The sequence below is a fragment of the Niallia sp. FSL W8-0951 genome, from assembly GCF_038006525.1.
Lineage (GTDB): Bacteria > Bacillota > Bacilli > Bacillales > Cytobacillaceae > Niallia > Niallia circulans.
Window position 1 is genome coordinate 3408372 of record NZ_JBBOVK010000001.1, and the last position, 18721, is coordinate 3427092.

Annotated in this window: 19 protein-coding genes and 2 pseudogenes; 3 read left to right on the plus strand and 18 right to left on the minus strand. The window is 36.6% G+C overall.

What is annotated here, in order from left to right:
• Nucleotides 1-287: 287 nt before the first annotated feature.
• The 5 genes from NSS71_RS16660 to NSS71_RS16680 form a co-directional block, all read right to left on the minus strand.
• Nucleotides 288-1556 (minus strand): MFS transporter, encoded by a 1269-nt coding sequence (locus NSS71_RS16660; protein WP_341151840.1) that lies wholly within the window; start codon nucleotides 1554-1556, stop codon nucleotides 288-290.
• Nucleotides 1557-1681: 125 nt separating this feature from the next.
• Nucleotides 1682-2830, minus strand: coding sequence for a galactonate dehydratase (dgoD, locus tag NSS71_RS16665; protein ID WP_061799348.1), 1149 nt, complete (start codon nucleotides 2828-2830; stop codon nucleotides 1682-1684).
• 14 nt (nucleotides 2831-2844) lie between these two features.
• The gene (locus tag NSS71_RS16670) at nucleotides 2845-3483 is read right to left on the minus strand and encodes a bifunctional 4-hydroxy-2-oxoglutarate aldolase/2-dehydro-3-deoxy-phosphogluconate aldolase (RefSeq protein ID WP_047941994.1); all 639 of its coding nucleotides are present in this window, start codon (nucleotides 3481-3483) and stop codon (nucleotides 2845-2847) included.
• A 21-nt stretch (nucleotides 3484-3504) separates the two neighbouring features.
• Nucleotides 3505-4458: a sugar kinase gene (locus NSS71_RS16675; protein WP_047942156.1), complete on the minus strand. Its 954-nt coding sequence runs from the start codon at nucleotides 4456-4458 to the stop codon at nucleotides 3505-3507.
• 149 nt (nucleotides 4459-4607) lie between these two features.
• Nucleotides 4608-5366: an IclR family transcriptional regulator gene (locus NSS71_RS16680; protein WP_172865713.1), complete on the minus strand. Its 759-nt coding sequence runs from the start codon at nucleotides 5364-5366 to the stop codon at nucleotides 4608-4610.
• A gap of 540 nt (nucleotides 5367-5906) precedes the next feature.
• Here NSS71_RS16680 and NSS71_RS16685 point away from each other — a divergent pair.
• Nucleotides 5907-7255, plus strand: a protein-coding gene (locus NSS71_RS16685) for an IS1182 family transposase (RefSeq protein ID WP_156485408.1) whose coding sequence is annotated in 2 segments (ribosomal slippage) — nucleotides 5907-6471 and nucleotides 6471-7255 — 1350 coding nt in all. Because the reading frame shifts where the segments join, the coding sequence is not laid out codon by codon here.
• A gap of 173 nt (nucleotides 7256-7428) precedes the next feature.
• Here NSS71_RS16685 and NSS71_RS16690 read toward each other — a convergent pair.
• Together NSS71_RS16690 and NSS71_RS16695 are read right to left on the minus strand one after the other, a co-directional pair.
• Nucleotides 7429-7602 (minus strand): YjfB family protein, encoded by a 174-nt coding sequence (locus tag NSS71_RS16690; protein WP_082138312.1) that lies wholly within the window; start codon nucleotides 7600-7602, stop codon nucleotides 7429-7431.
• A gap of 201 nt (nucleotides 7603-7803) precedes the next feature.
• The gene (locus NSS71_RS16695) at nucleotides 7804-8220 is read right to left on the minus strand and encodes a carboxymuconolactone decarboxylase family protein (RefSeq protein WP_251689335.1); all 417 of its coding nucleotides are present in this window, start codon (nucleotides 8218-8220) and stop codon (nucleotides 7804-7806) included.
• A 121-nt stretch (nucleotides 8221-8341) separates the two neighbouring features.
• Here NSS71_RS16695 and NSS71_RS16700 point away from each other — a divergent pair, with 121 nt between their 5' ends.
• Complete coding sequence (locus tag NSS71_RS16700) at nucleotides 8342-8782, plus strand: Lrp/AsnC family transcriptional regulator (RefSeq protein WP_047941989.1); 441 nt, start codon at nucleotides 8342-8344, stop codon at nucleotides 8780-8782.
• A gap of 311 nt (nucleotides 8783-9093) precedes the next feature.
• Here NSS71_RS16700 and NSS71_RS16705 read toward each other — a convergent pair.
• The 5 genes and pseudogenes from NSS71_RS16705 to NSS71_RS16725 all read right to left on the minus strand — a co-directional run bounded on the left by NSS71_RS16705 (nucleotide 9094) and on the right by NSS71_RS16725 (nucleotide 13599).
• Nucleotides 9094-11033 (minus strand): annotated as a pseudogene (locus NSS71_RS16705) (beta-glucoside-specific PTS transporter subunit IIABC).
• A 248-nt stretch (nucleotides 11034-11281) separates the two neighbouring features.
• A complete protein-coding gene (gene licT / locus NSS71_RS16710; protein ID WP_061799358.1) occupies nucleotides 11282-12112 on the minus strand; it encodes a BglG family transcription antiterminator LicT in 831 nt (276 codons plus the stop codon).
• Nucleotides 12113-12454: 342 nt separating this feature from the next.
• Nucleotides 12455-12718, minus strand: a complete 264-nt coding sequence (locus tag NSS71_RS16715) for a MazG nucleotide pyrophosphohydrolase domain-containing protein (protein ID WP_061799360.1) — start codon at nucleotides 12716-12718, stop codon at nucleotides 12455-12457.
• 179 nt (nucleotides 12719-12897) lie between these two features.
• Nucleotides 12898-13065 carry a YjfB family protein gene (locus tag NSS71_RS16720; RefSeq protein ID WP_268874849.1) on the minus strand — a complete coding sequence of 56 codons (168 nt, stop codon included), beginning with the start codon at nucleotides 13063-13065 and terminating at the stop codon, nucleotides 12898-12900.
• 117 nt (nucleotides 13066-13182) lie between these two features.
• Entirely contained in the window at nucleotides 13183-13599 is a 417-nt protein-coding gene (locus NSS71_RS16725; protein WP_061799362.1) for a carboxymuconolactone decarboxylase family protein, read from the minus strand.
• 121 nt (nucleotides 13600-13720) lie between these two features.
• On the opposite strand from NSS71_RS16725, the pseudogene NSS71_RS16730 reads away from it, so the two are divergent.
• A pseudogene (locus NSS71_RS16730) lies at nucleotides 13721-13837 on the plus strand (AsnC family transcriptional regulator); the annotation flags it as partial.
• Here the strand turns inward: NSS71_RS16730 and NSS71_RS16735 are convergent.
• The 6 genes from NSS71_RS16735 to NSS71_RS16760 all read right to left on the minus strand — a co-directional run bounded on the left by NSS71_RS16735 (nucleotide 13811) and on the right by NSS71_RS16760 (nucleotide 18692).
• Entirely contained in the window at nucleotides 13811-14218 is a 408-nt protein-coding gene (locus NSS71_RS16735) for a PTS sugar transporter subunit IIA (RefSeq protein ID WP_445668936.1), read from the minus strand. The pseudogene NSS71_RS16730 and the gene NSS71_RS16735 overlap by 27 nt on opposite strands.
• Before the next feature lie 80 nt (nucleotides 14219-14298).
• On the minus strand, nucleotides 14299-15594 hold the full coding sequence (locus NSS71_RS16740) for a neutral/alkaline non-lysosomal ceramidase N-terminal domain-containing protein (RefSeq protein WP_047941988.1): 1296 nt from the start codon (nucleotides 15592-15594) through the stop codon (nucleotides 14299-14301).
• Nucleotides 15595-15685: 91 nt separating this feature from the next.
• Complete coding sequence (locus NSS71_RS16745; RefSeq protein WP_047941986.1) at nucleotides 15686-15919, minus strand: PTS system mannose/fructose/sorbose family transporter subunit IID; 234 nt, start codon at nucleotides 15917-15919, stop codon at nucleotides 15686-15688.
• Nucleotides 15920-15932: 13 nt separating this feature from the next.
• Nucleotides 15933-16658: a chitin disaccharide deacetylase gene (chbG, locus tag NSS71_RS16750; RefSeq protein WP_341133074.1), complete on the minus strand. Its 726-nt coding sequence runs from the start codon at nucleotides 16656-16658 to the stop codon at nucleotides 15933-15935.
• Entirely contained in the window at nucleotides 16646-17635 is a 990-nt protein-coding gene (locus tag NSS71_RS16755) for an ROK family protein (protein WP_341151841.1), read from the minus strand. The genes chbG and NSS71_RS16755 overlap by 13 nt, the downstream gene beginning before the upstream one ends.
• Nucleotides 17636-17978: 343 nt before the next feature.
• The gene (locus NSS71_RS16760; RefSeq protein ID WP_061799376.1) at nucleotides 17979-18692 is read right to left on the minus strand and encodes a GntR family transcriptional regulator; all 714 of its coding nucleotides are present in this window, start codon (nucleotides 18690-18692) and stop codon (nucleotides 17979-17981) included.
• Nucleotides 18693-18721: the final 29 nt, after the last annotated feature.

The window sequence follows — 18721 nt, forward strand, 5'->3', positions numbered from 1 at the left end:
ATGTTATATTTACTAACATAAACATAATATTTATATTAGTGGTTACTTTGCAAATATACATTAGCAGTTTCGTAGATATTTTCATAATATTTTGTATACTTTGAACAAATTTGAATATTGGGATAATTCATAAATGAAGAAGGTGCTTTTCATTTTATATCTTCCTTCTGTTTTAGAAATTTATCGTCAGTTGGCGCAAAAGGTAAAGTAGCGAGGATAGGGGAGTAGGAAAAAATAGCAATAATAGAAGAATTAAAAAAGGAAGCAGGGGAACTATCCCCTGCTCCTTAAGAGACGTTAATTATTTTGTCATTATCTGTTCGTTCTGGTACCCGTTCGACTTTCCCTACTAGGAATATATAGGACAGGGCGCCTACTAATGCGATGCAGGCAATAAATGTAAGAGCTGGTGCAAAGCTGCCTCCTTTTACTAAGAAGCCAATGACAATTGGAATAATAATAGAGGCTGTTCCCCCAATGAAATTAAAGACGCCGCCGGCAATACCTATTAGTCGTTTTGGTGCTAATAGAGAAACGAATACCCATGTGATCGAGGCGAAACCGTTACCAAAAAAGGCAATAGACATGAACAATACAATTAAGCTTGGACTATTCACATAGTTGGCTCCGATAATGGAGGTAGATAAGATTAAGCCTGCAATTATTGGTGTTTTTCTTGCTTTATTGCTAGACACTCCTTTTTTCACAAGGAAGTCGGAAAGGAAACCTGCGGAAAGGACCCCGATAAATGCAGCAATAAAGGGCAAGGATGCTAAAAATCCGGTCTTAATAAAGGATAAGCCGCGATACTCGACTAAATAGGTAGGGAACCAAGTTAAGAAAAACCATAGGGTGGAGCTAACTGCAAATTGGCCAATATAGATTCCCCAAAGCTTTCTGCTTGTTAAGACCGTTGCGAAATCTTTCTTTCCGATTTTCGGTTTGTCCGCTTTATCAGCAGCTGCATCAACAAAGCCGTCTCCAGCTTGAATGTAATCAAGTTCGGCCTTGTTCACTTTTTTACTTTTGCTTGGATCGCGATAAAGAATGAACCAAAGAACGGCCCACACAAGTCCAATAATACCAGTAACAATAAACAGGCCTCTCCATCCAAACGTTTGTTGGAAGAAAATAAGAGTCGGTGTTAGGAATGCTAGTCCAATAAATTGACCTGAGGTGTAAATGGAAATTGCTCTTGCACGTTCATTTTCCGGAAACCAGCTAGCTGCAACCTTACTATTTGTCAGGAAAGCTGGTGCTTCAAAAACTCCTAAACCTACTCGTAATATAAACAGTCCTAAGAAACCGCTTGCAAATCCTTGAAGTAAAGTCATAAGGGAGAATCCTGCAATCCCAATTGCATGAGTATTCCGGTTCCCTAGTTTATCCAACACCCAGCCACCTGGAATTTGAAGCAAGCAATACGTCCAACCAAAAGCTGAAAAAATAAGACCCATTGTCACAGAACTTAATCCTAGCTCTTCCGTAATAAAGGGAGCTGCAATAGAAATATTACTTCGATCCATATAGTTAATAATAACCGTTATAAATAACATGAATACAACACTATAGCGAACCTTTGTTGCTTTGTTCTTATCTTAGTCCTCCTATCGTCCTCTTTCACTATCAATCCTTTTCTTTCTACGGCAGGGAGTTTCTCCCTGCCGTACAACCAGCATCCTTACCACTCTGCCACGCTTCCATCACGATGACGCCATACTGGGTTTTGCCATTGATGACCTGTTTTCGCCATTTCACGAACAACATCCTCATCAACCTCAATCCCTAGTCCAGGTCCTTGCGGAATTTTCACATAACCATCTTCGTAAGAAAAGACTGTTGGATCCTTTAAGTAATCAAGTAAATCACTGCCTTGGTTATAATGAATACCTAGACTCTGTTCTTGAATGACAGCATTATGTGCTGTTGCATCTACTTGTAAACAAGCCGCTAATGCAATCGGCCCTAATGGACAGTGTGGTGCAGCTGCTACATCATAAGCTTCAGCCATACTGATAATTTTTTTGCATTCCGTGATTCCACCTGCATGGGATAAATCTGGCTGGATAATATCAACATATCCATCGCTTAATAAGGATTTGAAATCCCATCTTGAAAACATACGTTCGCCTGTTGCGATAGGGATAGCCGTTAATGATGCAATTTCTCTTAATGCTTCATTATTTTCTGGTAATACTGGTTCTTCAATAAACATTGGATTAAATTCTTCTAATGCTTTAGCTAGCACTTTTGCCATTGGCTTATGCACACGCCCGTGAAAGTCAATTCCAATCCCGATATTTTTGCCAACGGCTGCACGAATAGCTGCAACGTTTTCAAGTACTTTATTCACCTTTTCATAGGAATCTATGTATTGCATTTCTTCCGATGCATTCATCTTTATCGCTTGAAACCCTTTATCGACACACTCTTTTGCCGCTCTTGCCGTATCACTTGGGCGGTCTCCGCCAATCCATGAATAAACCTTGATAGAGTCACGGCATGCTCCGCCTAATAATTGATAGACTGGGGCATCATAGTATTTTCCTTTTATATCCCAAAGTGCTTGATCAATTCCAGCGATAGCACTCATAAGAATCGGACCGCCTCTATAAAAGCCTCCTCTATACATGACATTCCAGTGATCTTCAATTCTTAATGGATCTTTCCCAATTAGATACGTCATTAGTTCTTCTACAGCCCCTTTGACTGTAGCCGCTTTCCCTTCAATTACTGGTTCTCCCCATCCAACAATTCCTTCATCTGTTTCGATTTTCAAGAATAACCAACGTGGTTGTACGGTGAATAATTCATAGCCTGTTATTTTCATAGAAAAAACACTCCTTATAATGAATAATTTTGTGCTAACAACGTAAATTTATTTGACTTTTCAGTTAATTCTTGTAAATATTGTTCCGTTATTTCCTTTTTTGTGTCTACTAACGAACTACCAATTCCCAATCCTGCAGCCCCGGCTTCTAAGTATTCCTTCACATTTGTTAAATCCACTCCGCCAGTTGGTAACAATGGTATTTGCGGCAATGGCCCATGAATATCCTTGATAAACTTCGGACCTACAGCAGTGGCTGGAAAAACTTTTATAATATCCCCTCCAGACTCGTACGCTTCCAAAATTTCAGTTGGGGTGAAAGCAGCAGGAATGCTAACTGCACCATATCTTTTGGTCATCCGGATGGTTTCCTCTTTATAAGTCGGGGATAAAATAAATTGAGCACCAGCTAACAGAGCACTTCGCGCAGACTCTGCATCTAACACCGTACCAGCACCTACCGCCATTCTGTCTCCAAATTCGTCGACTGCCCTTTCAATGGCTGTTAGCGCTTTCGGCGAATTCATCGTAATTTCGACTACTCTTATTCCCCCTTCATATAAGGACTTAACAATTTTCAATGTATCCTCTGGGTCAGCCCCTCGTATGATGGCAATTAATTTATGATCGAAAATTTTCTGAAGTGTACTCATCTTATTACCGCTTCCCTTCTATTATCTATTCACTTCATCGGTTAAGTCGGATTGAAAAAATTGATTTAATTCCCTTTTGCTAGGAAGTCCTTCTATATCTCCATTAGTAGAACAAACCATAGCTCCGATGGCACAGCCTCTTTTTACTGCTTCACTGATGGTTAATTTATCAAGCAGCCCAGACAGGACGCCTGCAGCAAATCCATCTCCTGCACCTACTGGATCAATTACTGTTTTTACTGGATAACTATCAATATATCCTTTGCTATCAGTAGTAGAGTAATAGGCACCCTTCTCTCCAAGTTTAATAATTACTATTTCCACTCCCATCTCGTGGAAGGATTGAACTGCTCTCCCATATTCCTTCGTGCCAAATAAAAATTCACATTCACTTATACCTGGCAAGACAATATCGGATTTCGCCGCTATCTCCAGAATGACTTCTCTTGCTTCCTTATCATCCCAAAGCTTTCTGCGTATATTGGGGTCAAAGACTATTTTTAATCCGTTGTCTTTTGCAATTTCAATCGACTCAAACACAACTTTTCTACAAGATAGACTAAGGGCAGGTGTAATTCCAGATAGATACAAGTATTTCGCATTGGCTATATAGTCTCTATCTAAATCAGCTGGTTCTAGCCTGCTTGCAGCTGAGTCTTTGCGATAGTAATAAATATTGACAGCATCCTGATTCAAGATTTCCTTAAAGAGAATTCCTGTTGGTGCTGTTTCATCAATCACTACCTTGCTAACATCTACCCCTTCTCCTCGAACTGTATTTAAAATCATCTCACCAAATTCATCACGGCCCAGCCGGCTGATCCACCCAGCCTGATGGCCTAATTTTGCTAAACCAATCAAAGTATTGGTCTCAGCACCGGCAATCCTCGAAGTATACTGATTCGCATAGCGGATTTTGCCGAGTGTATTGGGTGTAAATAAAACCATCGTCTCACCGATACTAATAACATCCATCTCTTCACCTCGTTTCTTATAACGTGAAACTTCCATCAGATGACCAACCCCACTGATGATTAGTCGAACCATTCGAACCTATACGGACAGTTAAACTCAACCAATCTTCTCCAAATTCTCATAAGCATACGGTTGAGTCTTACTGTCTGCTAAGTGTGGGATAAAATGCAACCCATACTTTCCGAAATTTTCTTCGCTGTCCAAAGAACTCTTTCTACTACTTCTTCTTTTTGTTTAAGCATTCTTTCCCTTGGGCCTGCTACACTTATTGCTGCTTCCAGCTTGCGTCCTGGTCCAAATACAGGTGCCGCCACACAATATAATCCTTCTTCTCCTTCTTCATCATCAATCGTATATCCAATCATCGAATACTGATAAAGCTCTTTTTCTAATTCCGCTCTGTCTGTCACTGTTTTCTCAGTAATCGGAACAAGTTCAATCTGGTCTAAAATCCGCTTTCTCTCTTCTTCTGACATATTAGCTAAAAAGGTCTTCCCCAACCCCGTGCTATACAATGGTTTACGATAGCCAGTTTGGGCAGTCGTACGGATTGAGCGATTGCTGTTTATTTTTTGGACATAGACTAATTCATTTTCAGCAAGCGTTGCCATAAATACAGTCTCTTGAACATTTTCCATTAATTTTTGCAAATATGGCTTAGCTTGGATAGATATATCCATATTTTCCATAGCAAGTGTACCAATATGGACTAATTTTGCTCCTAATTTAAATCGCTTCAATACATCTATACTTAGATAATTCTGTTCCAAAAGCGTCGCCACGAGATTAGATGTACTACTTTGCGGGAATGAAAGTTTCTCACTAATTTCTTTAATTGATAACCCATCCGGATAATGGGCAAGTAGTTCAAAAATTCGCAGAACCCTTTCGGCAGATTTAACTGACATCCAATCCTCCCCTTCCTTCATATCACATATGTGATGCAAAATCATATATGTGATTAATTCCGATACATAATATCACCCCTTATTTGCAGTGTCAATATGTTTTGTGGAATCGCTAACAAAAAAATAATCGCTAAAATAAATCCTTTGAAGGCAATTTCAAATCTATAAAACCCACATATAAAATAGTTTTTTTCAGAAAAAAGAAGCTTCAGAGAGTTGGATCAACTCACTAGAAGCTTCTTGCGTTATATTATTGTTCCTTCTTTTAATAAATTTACTTAAACCAGGACGTGGAACCTGTCCTTTTTATATCAAAAATCCATTTTTTCATTTAAGCGCTTGTCATAAATTTTTCCGAAAAAGAAAAGAGATAGAGATATGTTATAAAGATACAATTGACCTACAAAGAAAAAAGAACCATAAAAATGGTTCCCAGGCTGTCGAGAAACTCTCGACAGTCTTTATTTTATGCTTTTGCTTCACTAATTCACCGCGTTAATATGATATAATATAGTTAATATTACTAGGATGGTGGATGGTATGTTCAAACCGAAAAAAGAATCACAAAATGAAGCTGAATTTGTTTTTATTGAGGACTTGGTCCCGGAGGATCATCTTCTAAGAAAGGTTGATAAGTACATTGATTTTTCTTTTATTGGGGAGAAAGTCCGTCCCTTCTATTCTGAGAAAAACGGGCGTCCTTCGGATCCAATTATGCTATTTAAGATGATGTTCATTGGTTATTTTTATGGCATCCGCTCAGAGCGACAATTAGAACGCGAAGTCCAGATGAACGTGGCATACCGATGGTTCCTTGGCTTAAAGCTCAATGATCCCGTTCCGGATCATTCAACAATCAGTTGGAACCGACGAACTCGTTTTAAGGATACAAACATCTTTCAAGAAATCTTTGATGAAATTGTCCTTCAAGCTATCAATCATAAAATGGTCGGTGGAAGAGTTTTATTTACTGACTCCACTCACCTTAAAGCGAATGCCAACAAGCACAAGTTCACTCGTCAAGAAGTAGAAATGGAGACTCGTGAATACATAGATGAACTCAATAAAGCTATTGATGAAGACCGATCAAACCACGGAAAAAAGCTCTAAAAGATATAGAGGAGGTGACAGAGACAAAAGAAATCCGAAAAAGTACAACCGATCCGGATTGTGGCTTTATGTCCAGGGATAACAAGCAGGAAATGTTCTGTTACCTTGACCACCGAACAACGGATATGAAGTTTAATATTATAACTGATGCCTATGTTACTCCTGGAAATGTCCATGACTCTGTCCCTTATCTTTCTAGATTGGATCGTCAGATTGAGCGATTTAGATTTAAAGTGGAAGCTGTAGCACTAGACTCAGGTTATTTAACGAATCCCATTTGTAAAGGTCTTCACGACAGAAGTATTTTTGGCGTCATTGCCCACCGAAGATTTCAGCCCACAAAAGGACTTTTCCCAAAGTGGAAGTTTACTTATGACAAAGAAAAGGATGTCTATGTTTGTCCGAATGGCCAGGAGTTAGTTTATCGCACTACAACAAGAGAAGGATATAGAGAATATAAGTCGGATGCTAAAAAATGTTCGGAATGCCCACTCCTGAAGGAGTGCACAAGGTCAAAGAACAAACAAAAGGTCATAACACGCCATGTGTGGGAAGAGTTCAAGGAGAAGGTACGCCTAAACAGACTCTCCCTTTCCGGAAAAATGCTTTATAAACTTAGAAAAGAGAAAGTCGAGCGAAGCTTCGCAGATTCAAAAGAACTGCATGGGCTTCGCTATTGCCGGTTACGGGGCTTGCGCAACGCGAGTGAGCAAGTGTTACTCACCGCAGCGTGTCAGAATATGAAAAAGATCGCCATGCACCTAGCCAAGCTAGGGTAATTGTGACGATCCTTGTTTTTTACATAAAAATGATGGAAGGCAGTGAAAAAAATAAATATTAAACCAAATAAAAAAGCTTGTGGAAGAAAATATAGTGCCTTTCTCCACAAGCTGAGAACCATGAAAATGGTTCCTTTTCCTTGCCCTCACCTGCTTGGCGCTGGATACCAATATCAAACCGAAAGATCAATTGATTTCCCTAATGTAGGATGTGGGGCTTCTAGCATTTTTAGTAATTGATCATTATTCTGTTCAGCGGTATCCATTGCCTTTTTTGTTAAAGCTATGCCGACATTTTGCGATAAGCTTGCTTGCTTCATTCCTATTGATAATGCAGCAATATCCATTTTTTTCACCACCTCTTCTTGTTATCGGCTGCCAGACATAACTGTAAACAAATTTTTACCAATCTATTACTTAGAGCTTGGTAATACCTTAATTGCTTATAGCAAAAATCTCCATTTGCGGTATGTTTCTCTATCTTTATTTCTATTTATCTCCAATCTTCTTGCCATTAATTAAACGGCCGAACCGTCCCTCTGAATTTATTAAGTTGTCATAGGCTCTAATTTCATTATTGCGCCAAAATATTGGGAAGCGGTAGTAAAGGTGATAAACGCAATAAGCTCACTGATTTCCGCTTCTGAAAGATACTCTTTCAATATATTGAATTGGGCATCTGAAATGTCCCCTTTTTGCTTCAAAAAGACTTCTGCAAACCCTACTGCAATCGACGTTTTTTCATCGAACAAGTGAGATTCAGGTTTTCCCTTTGCCTTGCAATATTCACACCCATTGCTTTGTGCTAATGTTCTTCTTACTTGTTCTTTTAGATGGGATGATAGATTCAAATCTTTTTCTAACACATCTCCTAATTGATTCCATCCATTTAAGACATCTACATTATATCCTAAGAGTCTTTGAAAAGGTGTTTCACCGTTTTTTGATTCATTAATTCTTGCCATCCTTACTACCTCCTTGTAGAATTAATTTTACTGGAGATTATGAAAGGTTCCCATTAAAAATGATACATTTTTTATAGATACACTTTACAAACTTAACAAATATGGAGGTTTTTTATTAAAAATGAAAATAGATTCAATTGATAAGAAAATAATCGATGAATTAAACCAAAATAGTCGATTATCGATGAGTGAACTTGGAAGAAGAATTAATTTATCTTCTCCGTCTGTAACAGAACGCGTAAGGCAAATGGAGTCATTTGGAATAATCAAAAGGTATACTTTAGAAGTGGATTACAGTAAACTTGGACTTCCTATTCAATGTATTATTGAAGCAACCGTCAAAAATGGTGATTATAATTCTTTTAAAAGGTATATTGAGGAGCAGCCAAATGTAGAGTTTTGTTACAGAATTGCCGGAAATGCCTGCTATATGCTAAAAATGCAATTCGATACATTTGCCAAAGCAGAACAATTTATTGAAGATATAAACCCTTTTGCTCACACTGTAACACATTTTATTTTTTCAAAGGTGGATACAAATTTAAAGATTGATTCAGACTGATTTTATTTAGATTTTTTTAATGAGATACCCCCTTAAAATGGATAAAAGTGTTTATTTTATATGGAGCGGTAAGAACGCACTTGTTATTGAGGAGTTTTGTCCGTTATTCCCGCACGATTAGAAAAAGGAAGGTTTCTCCCCTATGGTGACCTTCCCTCTTCTTATTAGTATTTTTAATCAATAGTTGAATTTCTTCCGTTGTATAAACAGAAAATCAAAGAAGCGCTTCCAACAAGCATCGCTACTGCCATCTAGCTAGTGTCGGCCGCCCCCCCAGAAAACAATGTACTTTTTATTCTGAATAACGCTGATTAAACAGCCGTAATGACAACTTGCTTTTCACTTACTGTCCTTTCCTTTATCGTATCAATTTGTTTATAATCTGCACTGTTTGTAATAATAACAGGAGTAATCAGATTGTATCCTTCTTCTCTAATTTTTTCCATATCAAATTCTAATAACAAGTCACCAGCACTCACTTTATCTCCTTGCTTTACATGTGCTGTGAAGTATTTACCTTCCAGCTTGACTGTATCCATTCCAATATGAATTAAGATTTCTGCCCCATTGTCAGATGTAATTCCGATGGCATGCTTTGTTTTGAAAAGAGTCGTAACAATACCGTTTACTGGAGATACAGCCCTCCCTGCTGAAGGGATAATGCCAACGCCTTCCCCATTGATTCGGAAGCAAAAACTTGATCAGGAATTTCTTTCAGAGAGATTAGTTCACCAGAAATCGGGCTAACTATTTCTTCATTTCTTACTCCTTTCATTATTTCTTTCCCTTCACTAACCACTTCTTTTGCTTGTTTATTAATACCACCAAACAATAATGTAAGAACGAATGATAATACAAATGCAACACCAATCGCAATCATCGCACCCCAGAAGGCTGTATCTACACCATTTTCTGGGTTGATCAATGTAGGAATTTTGAAAATTCCTAGTGGACCTGGAGAATATGATTTTGCATTCATGACCGCAATGATTGCCCCACCTATGCCTGCGCCTATGCAACTGATAATAAACGGCTTTTTAAGTGGTAGTGTCACCCCATAAATTGCTGGTTCTGTTACACCAAAGATACCAGAAATAAAGGCTGGAATACTTAATGATTTTACCTTTTTGTTTTTAGTAAGAAGCATAACAGCTAGGACGGCACCAATTTGCGCGAATGATGCTGCAAATGTCATTATTAAGAAATTATCATAGCCTAATACGGGGTAGTTATTGTAACCGATTGGAACGAATCCCCAGTGAAGACCAAAGATAACAAATACTTGCCAAAAACCACCCATGACCAAACCTGCAATAGCTGGAACAGCTTCATAAATCCATAAAGTTCCTTGACCAAGAAGGTTTGATGCCCATGTTGATACAGGTCCAATAATTAAGAATGTTAGTGGGACAATCAATAACAAGGTGAATAGTGGAACAAAAAAGCTTTTTACCACCGCTGGCATGACCGTTGCTAACCATTTTTCTACTTTTGCCGCAAAATAGGTTGCTAAGATAATCGGAATAACACTAGATGTATAAGTCATTAGAACAACGGGAATTCCTAAAAATTCGATTTGAATTGGTGATTCAAATAGTGTTCCTTGAAAAACTGTCATAATTGGATCAAGCGCTTTGATATCCACAAGAGTTGGGTGTACCAAAGCTGTAGCGATAGCCATCCCTAACATAGGTGTTCCGCCAAACTTTTTCATTGCCGTATAACCTAAGAAGATTGGCAAAAATACGAAGAAACCATCTCCTATCGCATTTAATAAGGCATAGATTCCATAGGTAGACTCCACTGCCCCTGTCTGAGCATTTACTGGTACATTACTGATCCAGCCAAATGCCACGAATAATGCATTAAAACCTTTGATAATACCTGTTGCAGCTAGCAAACCTAAAACTGGGGAGAAAATATTTGAGATAATATCAATAAAGCGATTGAACAAGCTTTGTTTTTCTTGGTTTTCATCCTCTGGATCTACTGGGGCTGATGATGAAAATCCGCCTGCTGCCACAACATCTTTGTAGACATCTGGCACATGATTTCCAATTACCACTTGGTATTGTCCACCGCTTTTGATAACGGTTACAATTTCATCCATGTCTTTTAATACCTCTGTGTTTGCCTTACTTTCATCTTTCAACTTAAAACGTAAACGTGTAATACAATGGGTTACGCTCTTTACATTCTCTTTCCCGCCGACATTTTGTATTATGTCTTTTGCTAGTTGTTCATATTTCATGATGGTGACACCTCCAACATGTATTATTTAGCAAAATTTTCAGATCGTGTCGAATCATGAAAAACAAAAAAACCTAAATCTCTTACAATATAAGACATGAGCCTCATATTATAAGTGACTTAGGTTTTGCCTGCTTTACCAGTAACAACCCTATTACGGTCTGATATTTTGCTGTTGCCTTCAATATAATATAAATCCACTAAAATGTAAACCCTTTCTTTTTTTGATAAATGTAAATTTTGAACAATTTAACGCTGACACACTCTTTCAATATGAATCGTTAAGTAAAGCAGTTCTTCATTGGTTGGTGCATAATGATACTCTTTTTTAAGATAATCATTAATTTTTACCGAACAGGAAAAGGCTTTTGGATGTTTCTCTTTTACGATATTAAATAAATCATCATCATCATTATCCATATAAGTACGAGTGAGCATTCTTTGGGCAAAAAACTTCAGGTGCGTGATAAAACGAAAATAATTTAACGACTCCTCATCAAAGTCTATCTTAAAATGATATTTTACAATCGTTAAAAGTTCCTGAATGACTTTGGTAATAGACATAATATTGGTGATATCATCGTTCAACTCTGCGTTCAGAATATGAAGAGCTATAAAACCAGCTTCATCCTCAGGAAGCTCAATCCCAAGCCTTTCCTTTATCATCTTAATAGCTTCCACCCCAATAGCAAACTCATCTTTATATAATTTCTTCGTTTCCCACATGAGAGCATTTTTAATTTCATAGCCATCTTTTTTTCGTTGAATTGCAAAATTAATATGGTCGGTCAAAGCAACATAAATAATATCATTTAATTTCTTATGATATACCGTTTTAGCATATAGGATGATCTCTTCACATACTTCCATTACTTCAATAGGAACTTCACGAAGCAGGGTTTTAAATTTTTCCGATACTTCTTTGCTGTCTAGCGTATAGATTTTTTCAATTTTTTTCTTATTGACCAGATCTCCAGGTTTTACCTGAAATCCAATTCCTCTTCCCATTATCATTAATTCTTTGTTTTGATTATTTACGACACTAATAATATTGTTATTGAAAACTTTAATTACTTTCAAATTTGCACCACCTTTCTAATTTCTGCTATTTTTCCGTTATTATTTCTATAATAAGGAACAAAGAAATGGAGTGTCAACAAGAATCAAAGCGCAAAATATGCAGGAAGGGAATATCCAATCCAAGAATTAAATTAAATTCGCTTTCCCCTTCCTGAAAAAAATCCAGATACCTTATTGGCAGCTGGATTTAAAAAACTGTAATTTCCCTTTAAAAGTGCAGCATACAAACATTTTTAATCCCTTTGGCATAAGGTTCTGCAGTTATCCTATTATGCAATTGCTTTGCTTCTTCAGTAGCAGAAGACTGGAATTGTCCCCCCTTAAGTGAAACTTACTATTTTGCTAAGCTTGTGAATAACGATCAGATAGTTTCTTTTTATGTGACTGAAACACTTCTTCTAGTGGAATATTGTACTTGTTGGCAATTACTATTAAATTACCCAGCACATCACCTAGTTCTTCCGTTAACTCCTGTTTATTTTCCTCATATGAGCCTACTACTTCATCTGGCCTGTCTCTACCAATTTCAAGAGCTCTTATAGCGCGTGCTACCTCACCTGTTTCTTCTGCTAAAAAGCCAATTCTAATAAATATATCCTTAATCACATACTAATAAATGAATTATTGGATGGAGATTTTTTAGGATGAATGAAATACACTTTTTACGTAAATTTAATAGGTTAAGTATAAATATATTATAAAGATCTAATTGACTTACAAAGAAAAAAAGAACCATAAAAATGGTCCTTTTTCCTTGTCCTCACTTGCTTGGTGCTGGATAGCAATCAAACCGAAAGATCAATCGATTTCCCTAGTGTGGGATGTGGGGCTTCTAGCATTATTAGTAATTTATCACTATTCTGTTCAGCAGTATCCATTGCCTTTTTTGTTAAAGCTATGCCGACATTTTGCGTTAAGCTTTCTTGCTTCATTCCTATTGATAATGCCTTAATTGCTTATAACAAAATCTCATTAGGCGGTATGTTTCTCTATCTTTATATCTATTTATCTCCAATTTCCTCGCCATTAATTGACAAAAGGGAAGCGGCAGAACCGTCCCTCTGAATCTGTTATATTGTCACAGGCTCTAATTTCATTATTGCGCCAAAATATTGGGAAGCGGTAGTAAAGGTGATAAACGCAATAAGCTCACTGATTTCCGCTTCTGAAAGATACTCTCTCAATATATTAAATTGAGCATCTGAAATATCCCCTTTTTGCTTCAAAAAGGCTTCTGCAAACCCTACTGCAATCGACGTTTTTTCATCGAACAGGTGGGGTTCAGGTTTTCCCTTTGCCTTGCAATATTCACACCCATTGCTTTGTGCTAAGGTTCTTCTTACTTGTTCTTTTAGATGGGATGATAGATTCAAATCTTTTTCTAACACATCTCCTAATTGATTCCATCCATTTAAGACATCTACATTATATCCTAAGAGTCTTTGAAAAGGTGTTTCACCGTTTTTTGATTCATTAATTCTTGCCATCCTTACTACCTCCTTGTAGAATTAATTTTACTGGAGAATATAAAAGATTCCCATTAAAAATGATATATTTTCCTTCGAAACACTTTATAAAATTAATAAAAATGGAGGTTTTTTATTAAAAATGAAAATAGATTTAATTGATAAGAAAATAATCGATGAATTAAACCAAAATAGTCGATTATCGATGAGTGAACTTGGAAGAAGAATTAATTTATTTTCTCCGTCTGTAACAGAACGCGACAACTTGCTTTTCACTTACTGCCCTTTCCCTTGTCGTATCGATTTGTTTAAAATCAGCACTGTTTGTAATAATAACAGGAGTAATCAGATTGTATCCTTCTTCTCTAATTTTTTCCATATCAAATTCTAATAACAAGTCACCAGCACTCACTTTATCTCCTTGTTTTACATGTGCTGTGAAGTATTTACCCTCCAGCTGGACTGTATCCATTCCAATATGAATTAAGATTTCTGCCCCATTGTCAGATGTAATTCCGATGGCATGCTTTGTTTTGAAAAGAGTCGTAACAATACCGTTTACTGGAGATACAGTCCGCCCTGCTGAAGGGATAATGCCAACGGAGGACAGAGCCTGTTTTTTTCTCTTAATATATTTCATGGACGTTTTTTATAAAAAATTTGATCATTTTCTGTTTGTGTTGTTAAACAATCGCGCCATTAATGGAGTAAAATACTCACCTATAATTGGTCCATCATATAGAGTATTGTGTCTCTTATTTTTTCTGAGGATCCTTTTTCTAATAACGTCATATATGCCTCATAGCTGTCACTCGCATAGTAGCCTTCTGGGACTATATATCCTATGTAGTCGTTAGTGTTACCAGCTATGAATACTGGTACTCCGTTGTAGTTATTAGTTATTTCTGTTCCAGTTTCATTAAATATTTCTCCAGGTATTGATACAAATAAGATCTCACCCAGCTTTAATACTTGTATTTCGGTAGAAATGGTTAATGAATTTTCTAACGCTCCTGATTTCTTGATTAATGCAGAAACACCTTCAATCTCTGATTCTATCTTTCTTAAATAGGCACAGTTATTTCCAGCTGTTACTCTTTGGATTTTATGTCTTTGTTTAAGTTCGTGCAATTTATGCTGCAGTTGTGCAGAATCTTCTATGTTGCGAAGGGCCAAATCTACTTTCTCTATTTTAGAACTTATGGTATCAACCTTGATTTGTTTTTTGTGAGTTAATAATTCCAGTACCGCTGCTGATAATACTGTTCCTACCCTTCTTACTTCATAAAAACTTGCCTCTTTTCTTGTAAAACGTGTACTAATATCACCTGACGGACCATTTATAAATAATGCAATTTCTACATTATTTTCATTTTCTAAATTAGAGCTAGTTACTCCAGGGAAATCAGCACTAATTAGAAGGTTGTTTCTATTCATTATCGTTGGATGGCATGCAAAGTGATACACTATAATCTTTTTGTTCGTTCTGCAATATTCAAATTCTATTACTTTTAAAATTGAGGAATATTCTATTTCAGATGATATCCTATTAGCAGCAATGCCGCTGACTTCCCCCTCACAAATACTAACTTTACATTCTTCTAAATTTTCCAATGCTAGTTTAACAGCCTCAACAATTTTTTTATGTTGTTCATTTACAAGTATTCTATCGTATGGCATCCATAAATCAGGAAATGCTCTCCAGATGGGAGATGTTTCCTGAATAGTCCCCCCTGGACCAGAATGAGTATGCGTAGCGTGAAGGAAGATACATTCTTTTGAAACATTCGTTTGGTCTGAAATTTTTTTGCGAAGTTCGACTGTATAGTTTTGATCTATACAAATCAAATCTAAGCTAACTAGAATTATAAAAGTCTGTTGAGATCTGATTGCAACAATTCGTGCATAAATTGGATCATGAATTCCCTTAGATTGTCTTGTAGCCATATAACCTGCTAAAAGCTTACTTTCAGTAGGTGTGATATCAACTTTAGCTGATCCACAATAAATATTCATTTTATCACCTTATTCATTATAAAATACCAATCTATTTACCCAATACACAAAAAATAATCATTCCCATTAAAATTTTGATTGCACTAAAACCTTACTTAATTAATAGGAAACTAATAACTGTAATAGCTAAGGGATGTAAGCTAGGTAAAATCCAATCAAAGATTTCCTGGAACTTTATTTCTGCACCTCCCACTTTTAGTACATAAGGAGTGGCTAATTGTACAAGTTGCGGGATTAAACCACCAATGACTACAATCCCTAACATCGTTGCCATTGCAATATATCTTTGAACACATATAATTGTAAAAATTGAAAAGTACTGCATATAGACAGAATTATTACCATCTGAGCTCCTTGTAAGATATTAACTGGATACTAGCTTTTTGAATGGCAGTTATTGTAAAGGGATCAGTTAATATACCTAATTCCTTTATTCTTTGTATATTATAAGAACTGTGATTTAAAAGTTGTTGATCAACAAAACCAGGATGACACATCATTTCTAAAGGGGTCACACTTGCACGCTCAAAAATATCCAATAAAGTTTCATAAGAAGCATTATCATCATGGAATTTAGAACAAAACTCTAGAGTGTTTATCGCTGAATCATCCTTATTTAATTGACGTATTGGCAGCCGGTACTCTTCAGCCAAAACTTTTACAATCGAAGAAACTGGCTCTGTGCCGTGTAAATTATGATGAGTATCTATGTGAGTAGGATTCAATCCAAAAGTGTAAAATTCGTTCATTTGTGCCCTAAGTTCTTTTTCTATCTCAATTACATTTGCCTTGTTTAAAACTTCTTTCTTGCTATGGAAATATCCCTTTTGATTGACTAGTGATGGAACATTTTGATGAATAGGTTTACCTGCCGTTAGGTTGAGGTGAACTCCAACACCCAAAGAAGGATATTTTTTGGCTAGGCTTGAGGCATGTTTCGCTGCCGGCATGTTCACCATTAGCGTTGTTGATGTAACAATTCCACTTACATGTGCATCAATAATTCCGTAATTTACTCCTTTTGAAAGACCAAAGTCATCAGCATTTACTATTAAATATGGCATGATGAGTTTCTCTCCGCTCTAGAAGGGAAATTTTTGGCTAAATGCCACGCTCCCCATAAACCGCTCTGTCCGCTAAGTGCAGCCAATTTAAGATCCAGATGACCCCTGTGAATTTTGAACAAGCGTTGATTCATTTCATTTTCTATTAATGGAATTAATAGTTTTGACTGATTATTCATAATTCCGCCTCCTAAAATTATCGCGTCAGGGTTGAAAATTTGTATTATATTTGCCAAACCAATCCCTAAATATCGGCAAGTTTGTTGGATGATAGAAAAACAGGCTTGATCTCCCAACCTAACTGCCTCAAAAACCATTTCAGCATTAACCGAATTCTTACCGGCAAGTTCTAATAATACTTCAGATTGCTCTTGAATCAATAATTGCTCCCCTTTTTTTGCAATAGATGTTCCAGAAGCCAAAGCTTCTAGGCAACCGAAATTCCCACAGGAGCATGGTGGTCCGTCTGGTGATACCGTCATATGGCCGATTTCGCCCGCAAGATCTTGTTTTCCATAATATAGTTTTTCATCTATAATGATTGCACCTCCAATACCTGTACTGACTGTCAAATATATTTGATTCTTATAGCCTTTTCCTGCTCCATAAATCGCTTCTGCAATACCAGCAGCGTTAGCGTCATCATCTATGATTATCGGAATATCATTGAGCCTTTTTCTTAGTTCTTCCACAATCTTAAAATTGGACCACTTTAAATTTCCTGTGAAATGAATAACTCCATTTTCTCGATTTAACGGACCCGGGACACTTATACCGACCGAGTTTAACCTTCCATATTTATGGTCCGTTTCAGCTATTAATGAATCGAATTCTTTCATAAGAATATCTATCAGCATTTGTGGTGATTCTATAGTTTTAGACATCAACTGACGTGTGCCAATAATTTTTTCATTAGTGGCTATTCCAATTAGGGTTTTAGTTCCTCCAATATCCACTAATCCATACAAACCACTCATTTTATCACCTTTTCTACATTTTTTCTGAACCATCTGAACTAATAATTTTACTAACATCCTGTACAAGGTTTTGCGTTTTTCTTTTTTAGGACTAATCCTAAAATGAAACCAACTAAGATATAGACCAAAACTAGTATCAATACCAAATTATATGGCCAGGCCGGAAACGGAAAAATGGAGCGATAGATCGGCAATAACATAACGAGAGCACCAATTATTTAGTGTTTATACCAATTCTAAATTGGTACGAACCAATTTACATAAATTTTATATTTACCTGATATTTTTGTCAATTTAATTTTAAAAAAATACGAATCCCTTATTTTGGATTCGTATTCATAGTCTAGCTATAAATTTCAGTATTTATTTCATATCTGTCTCCCCTATATACTGAATGAGCAACCTCGAAAATTTCGTTATTTTGATCAAAGGTTATCTGTTTAAAATGAAAGACGGGTACAGAGTAGTTTATTTCAAGTAATTCTGATTCCTGAGGAGTAGGCATTCTTACCTCGATTTTTTGTTGAGCCTTTGTAATCTTTATACTGTATTCATCCTCTAAGATTCGATATAGCGATTCGTTCTCGAAGTTTCTACTTTCAAGATTATTAAACTTTTCAATCGGCAGCATTATTGTTTCAATTGCTAAAGGATACAAATCTGCCAATCTTAAACGCTTCAGCATAAGAATCTTTCCCTCAGATTTTAAATCAGCAATCATGTTTGCAGGAGGTTCTACAATTATTGTTTTCTCTAGAACCTTGGATCCGGGCAACAGCCCTCGCGCTCTCATGTCCTCACTAAAGCTCTTTAAACGCCTACCTTGTGGAATTTTAGATTCAGCTACATATGTCCCGCTGCCGTGTCGTCTTATGAGAATATATTCATTGACCAATTCTGAAATAGCTTGCCTCACCGTCATACGACTCATTTCGAATAATTCTGCAAGTTCTCTTTCAGGTGGTAACACATCACCCGGTTTCAACTCCCCTCTTTCAATTTTTTGTATAATTTCCTTTTTCAGTTGTTTATATAAAGGGGTTTTTTTATTGTTCATGTTTCACATTCCTTTTATTTAAGATTATT

Coding starts and splice junctions, on each gene's coding strand:
- NSS71_RS16660 (WP_341151840.1), bottom strand. CDS start 1,556: ATGTTATTTATAACGGTTATTATTAACTATATGGATCGAAGTAATATT.
- dgoD (WP_061799348.1), bottom strand. CDS start 2,830: ATGAAAATAACAGGCTATGAATTATTCACCGTACAACCACGTTGGTTA.
- NSS71_RS16670 (WP_047941994.1), bottom strand. CDS start 3,483: ATGAGTACACTTCAGAAAATTTTCGATCATAAATTAATTGCCATCATA.
- NSS71_RS16675 (WP_047942156.1), bottom strand. CDS start 4,458: ATGGATGTTATTAGTATCGGTGAGACGATGGTTTTATTTACACCCAAT.
- NSS71_RS16680 (WP_172865713.1), bottom strand. CDS start 5,366: ATGTCAGTTAAATCTGCCGAAAGGGTTCTGCGAATTTTTGAACTACTT.
- NSS71_RS16690 (WP_082138312.1), bottom strand. CDS start 7,602: ATGGATATTGCTGCATTATCAATAGGAATGAAGCAAGCAAGCTTATCG.
- NSS71_RS16695 (WP_251689335.1), bottom strand. CDS start 8,220: ATGGCAAGAATTAATGAATCAAAAAACGGTGAAACACCTTTTCAAAGA.
- NSS71_RS16700 (WP_047941989.1), top strand. CDS start 8,342: ATGAAAATAGATTCAATTGATAAGAAAATAATCGATGAATTAAACCAA.
- NSS71_RS16725 (WP_061799362.1), bottom strand. CDS start 13,599: ATGGCAAGAATTAATGAATCAAAAAACGGTGAAACACCTTTTCAAAGA.
- NSS71_RS16735 (WP_445668936.1), bottom strand. CDS start 14,218: ATGAAATATATTAAGAGAAAAAAACAGGCTCTGTCCTCCGTTGGCATT.
- NSS71_RS16740 (WP_047941988.1), bottom strand. CDS start 15,594: ATGAATATTTATTGTGGATCAGCTAAAGTTGATATCACACCTACTGAA.
- NSS71_RS16745 (WP_047941986.1), bottom strand. CDS start 15,919: ATGCAGTACTTTTCAATTTTTACAATTATATGTGTTCAAAGATATATT.
- chbG (WP_341133074.1), bottom strand. CDS start 16,658: ATGCCATATTTAATAGTAAATGCTGATGACTTTGGTCTTTCAAAAGGA.
- NSS71_RS16755 (WP_341151841.1), bottom strand. CDS start 17,635: ATGAGTGGTTTGTATGGATTAGTGGATATTGGAGGAACTAAAACCCTA.
- NSS71_RS16760 (WP_061799376.1), bottom strand. CDS start 18,692: ATGAACAATAAAAAAACCCCTTTATATAAACAACTGAAAAAGGAAATT.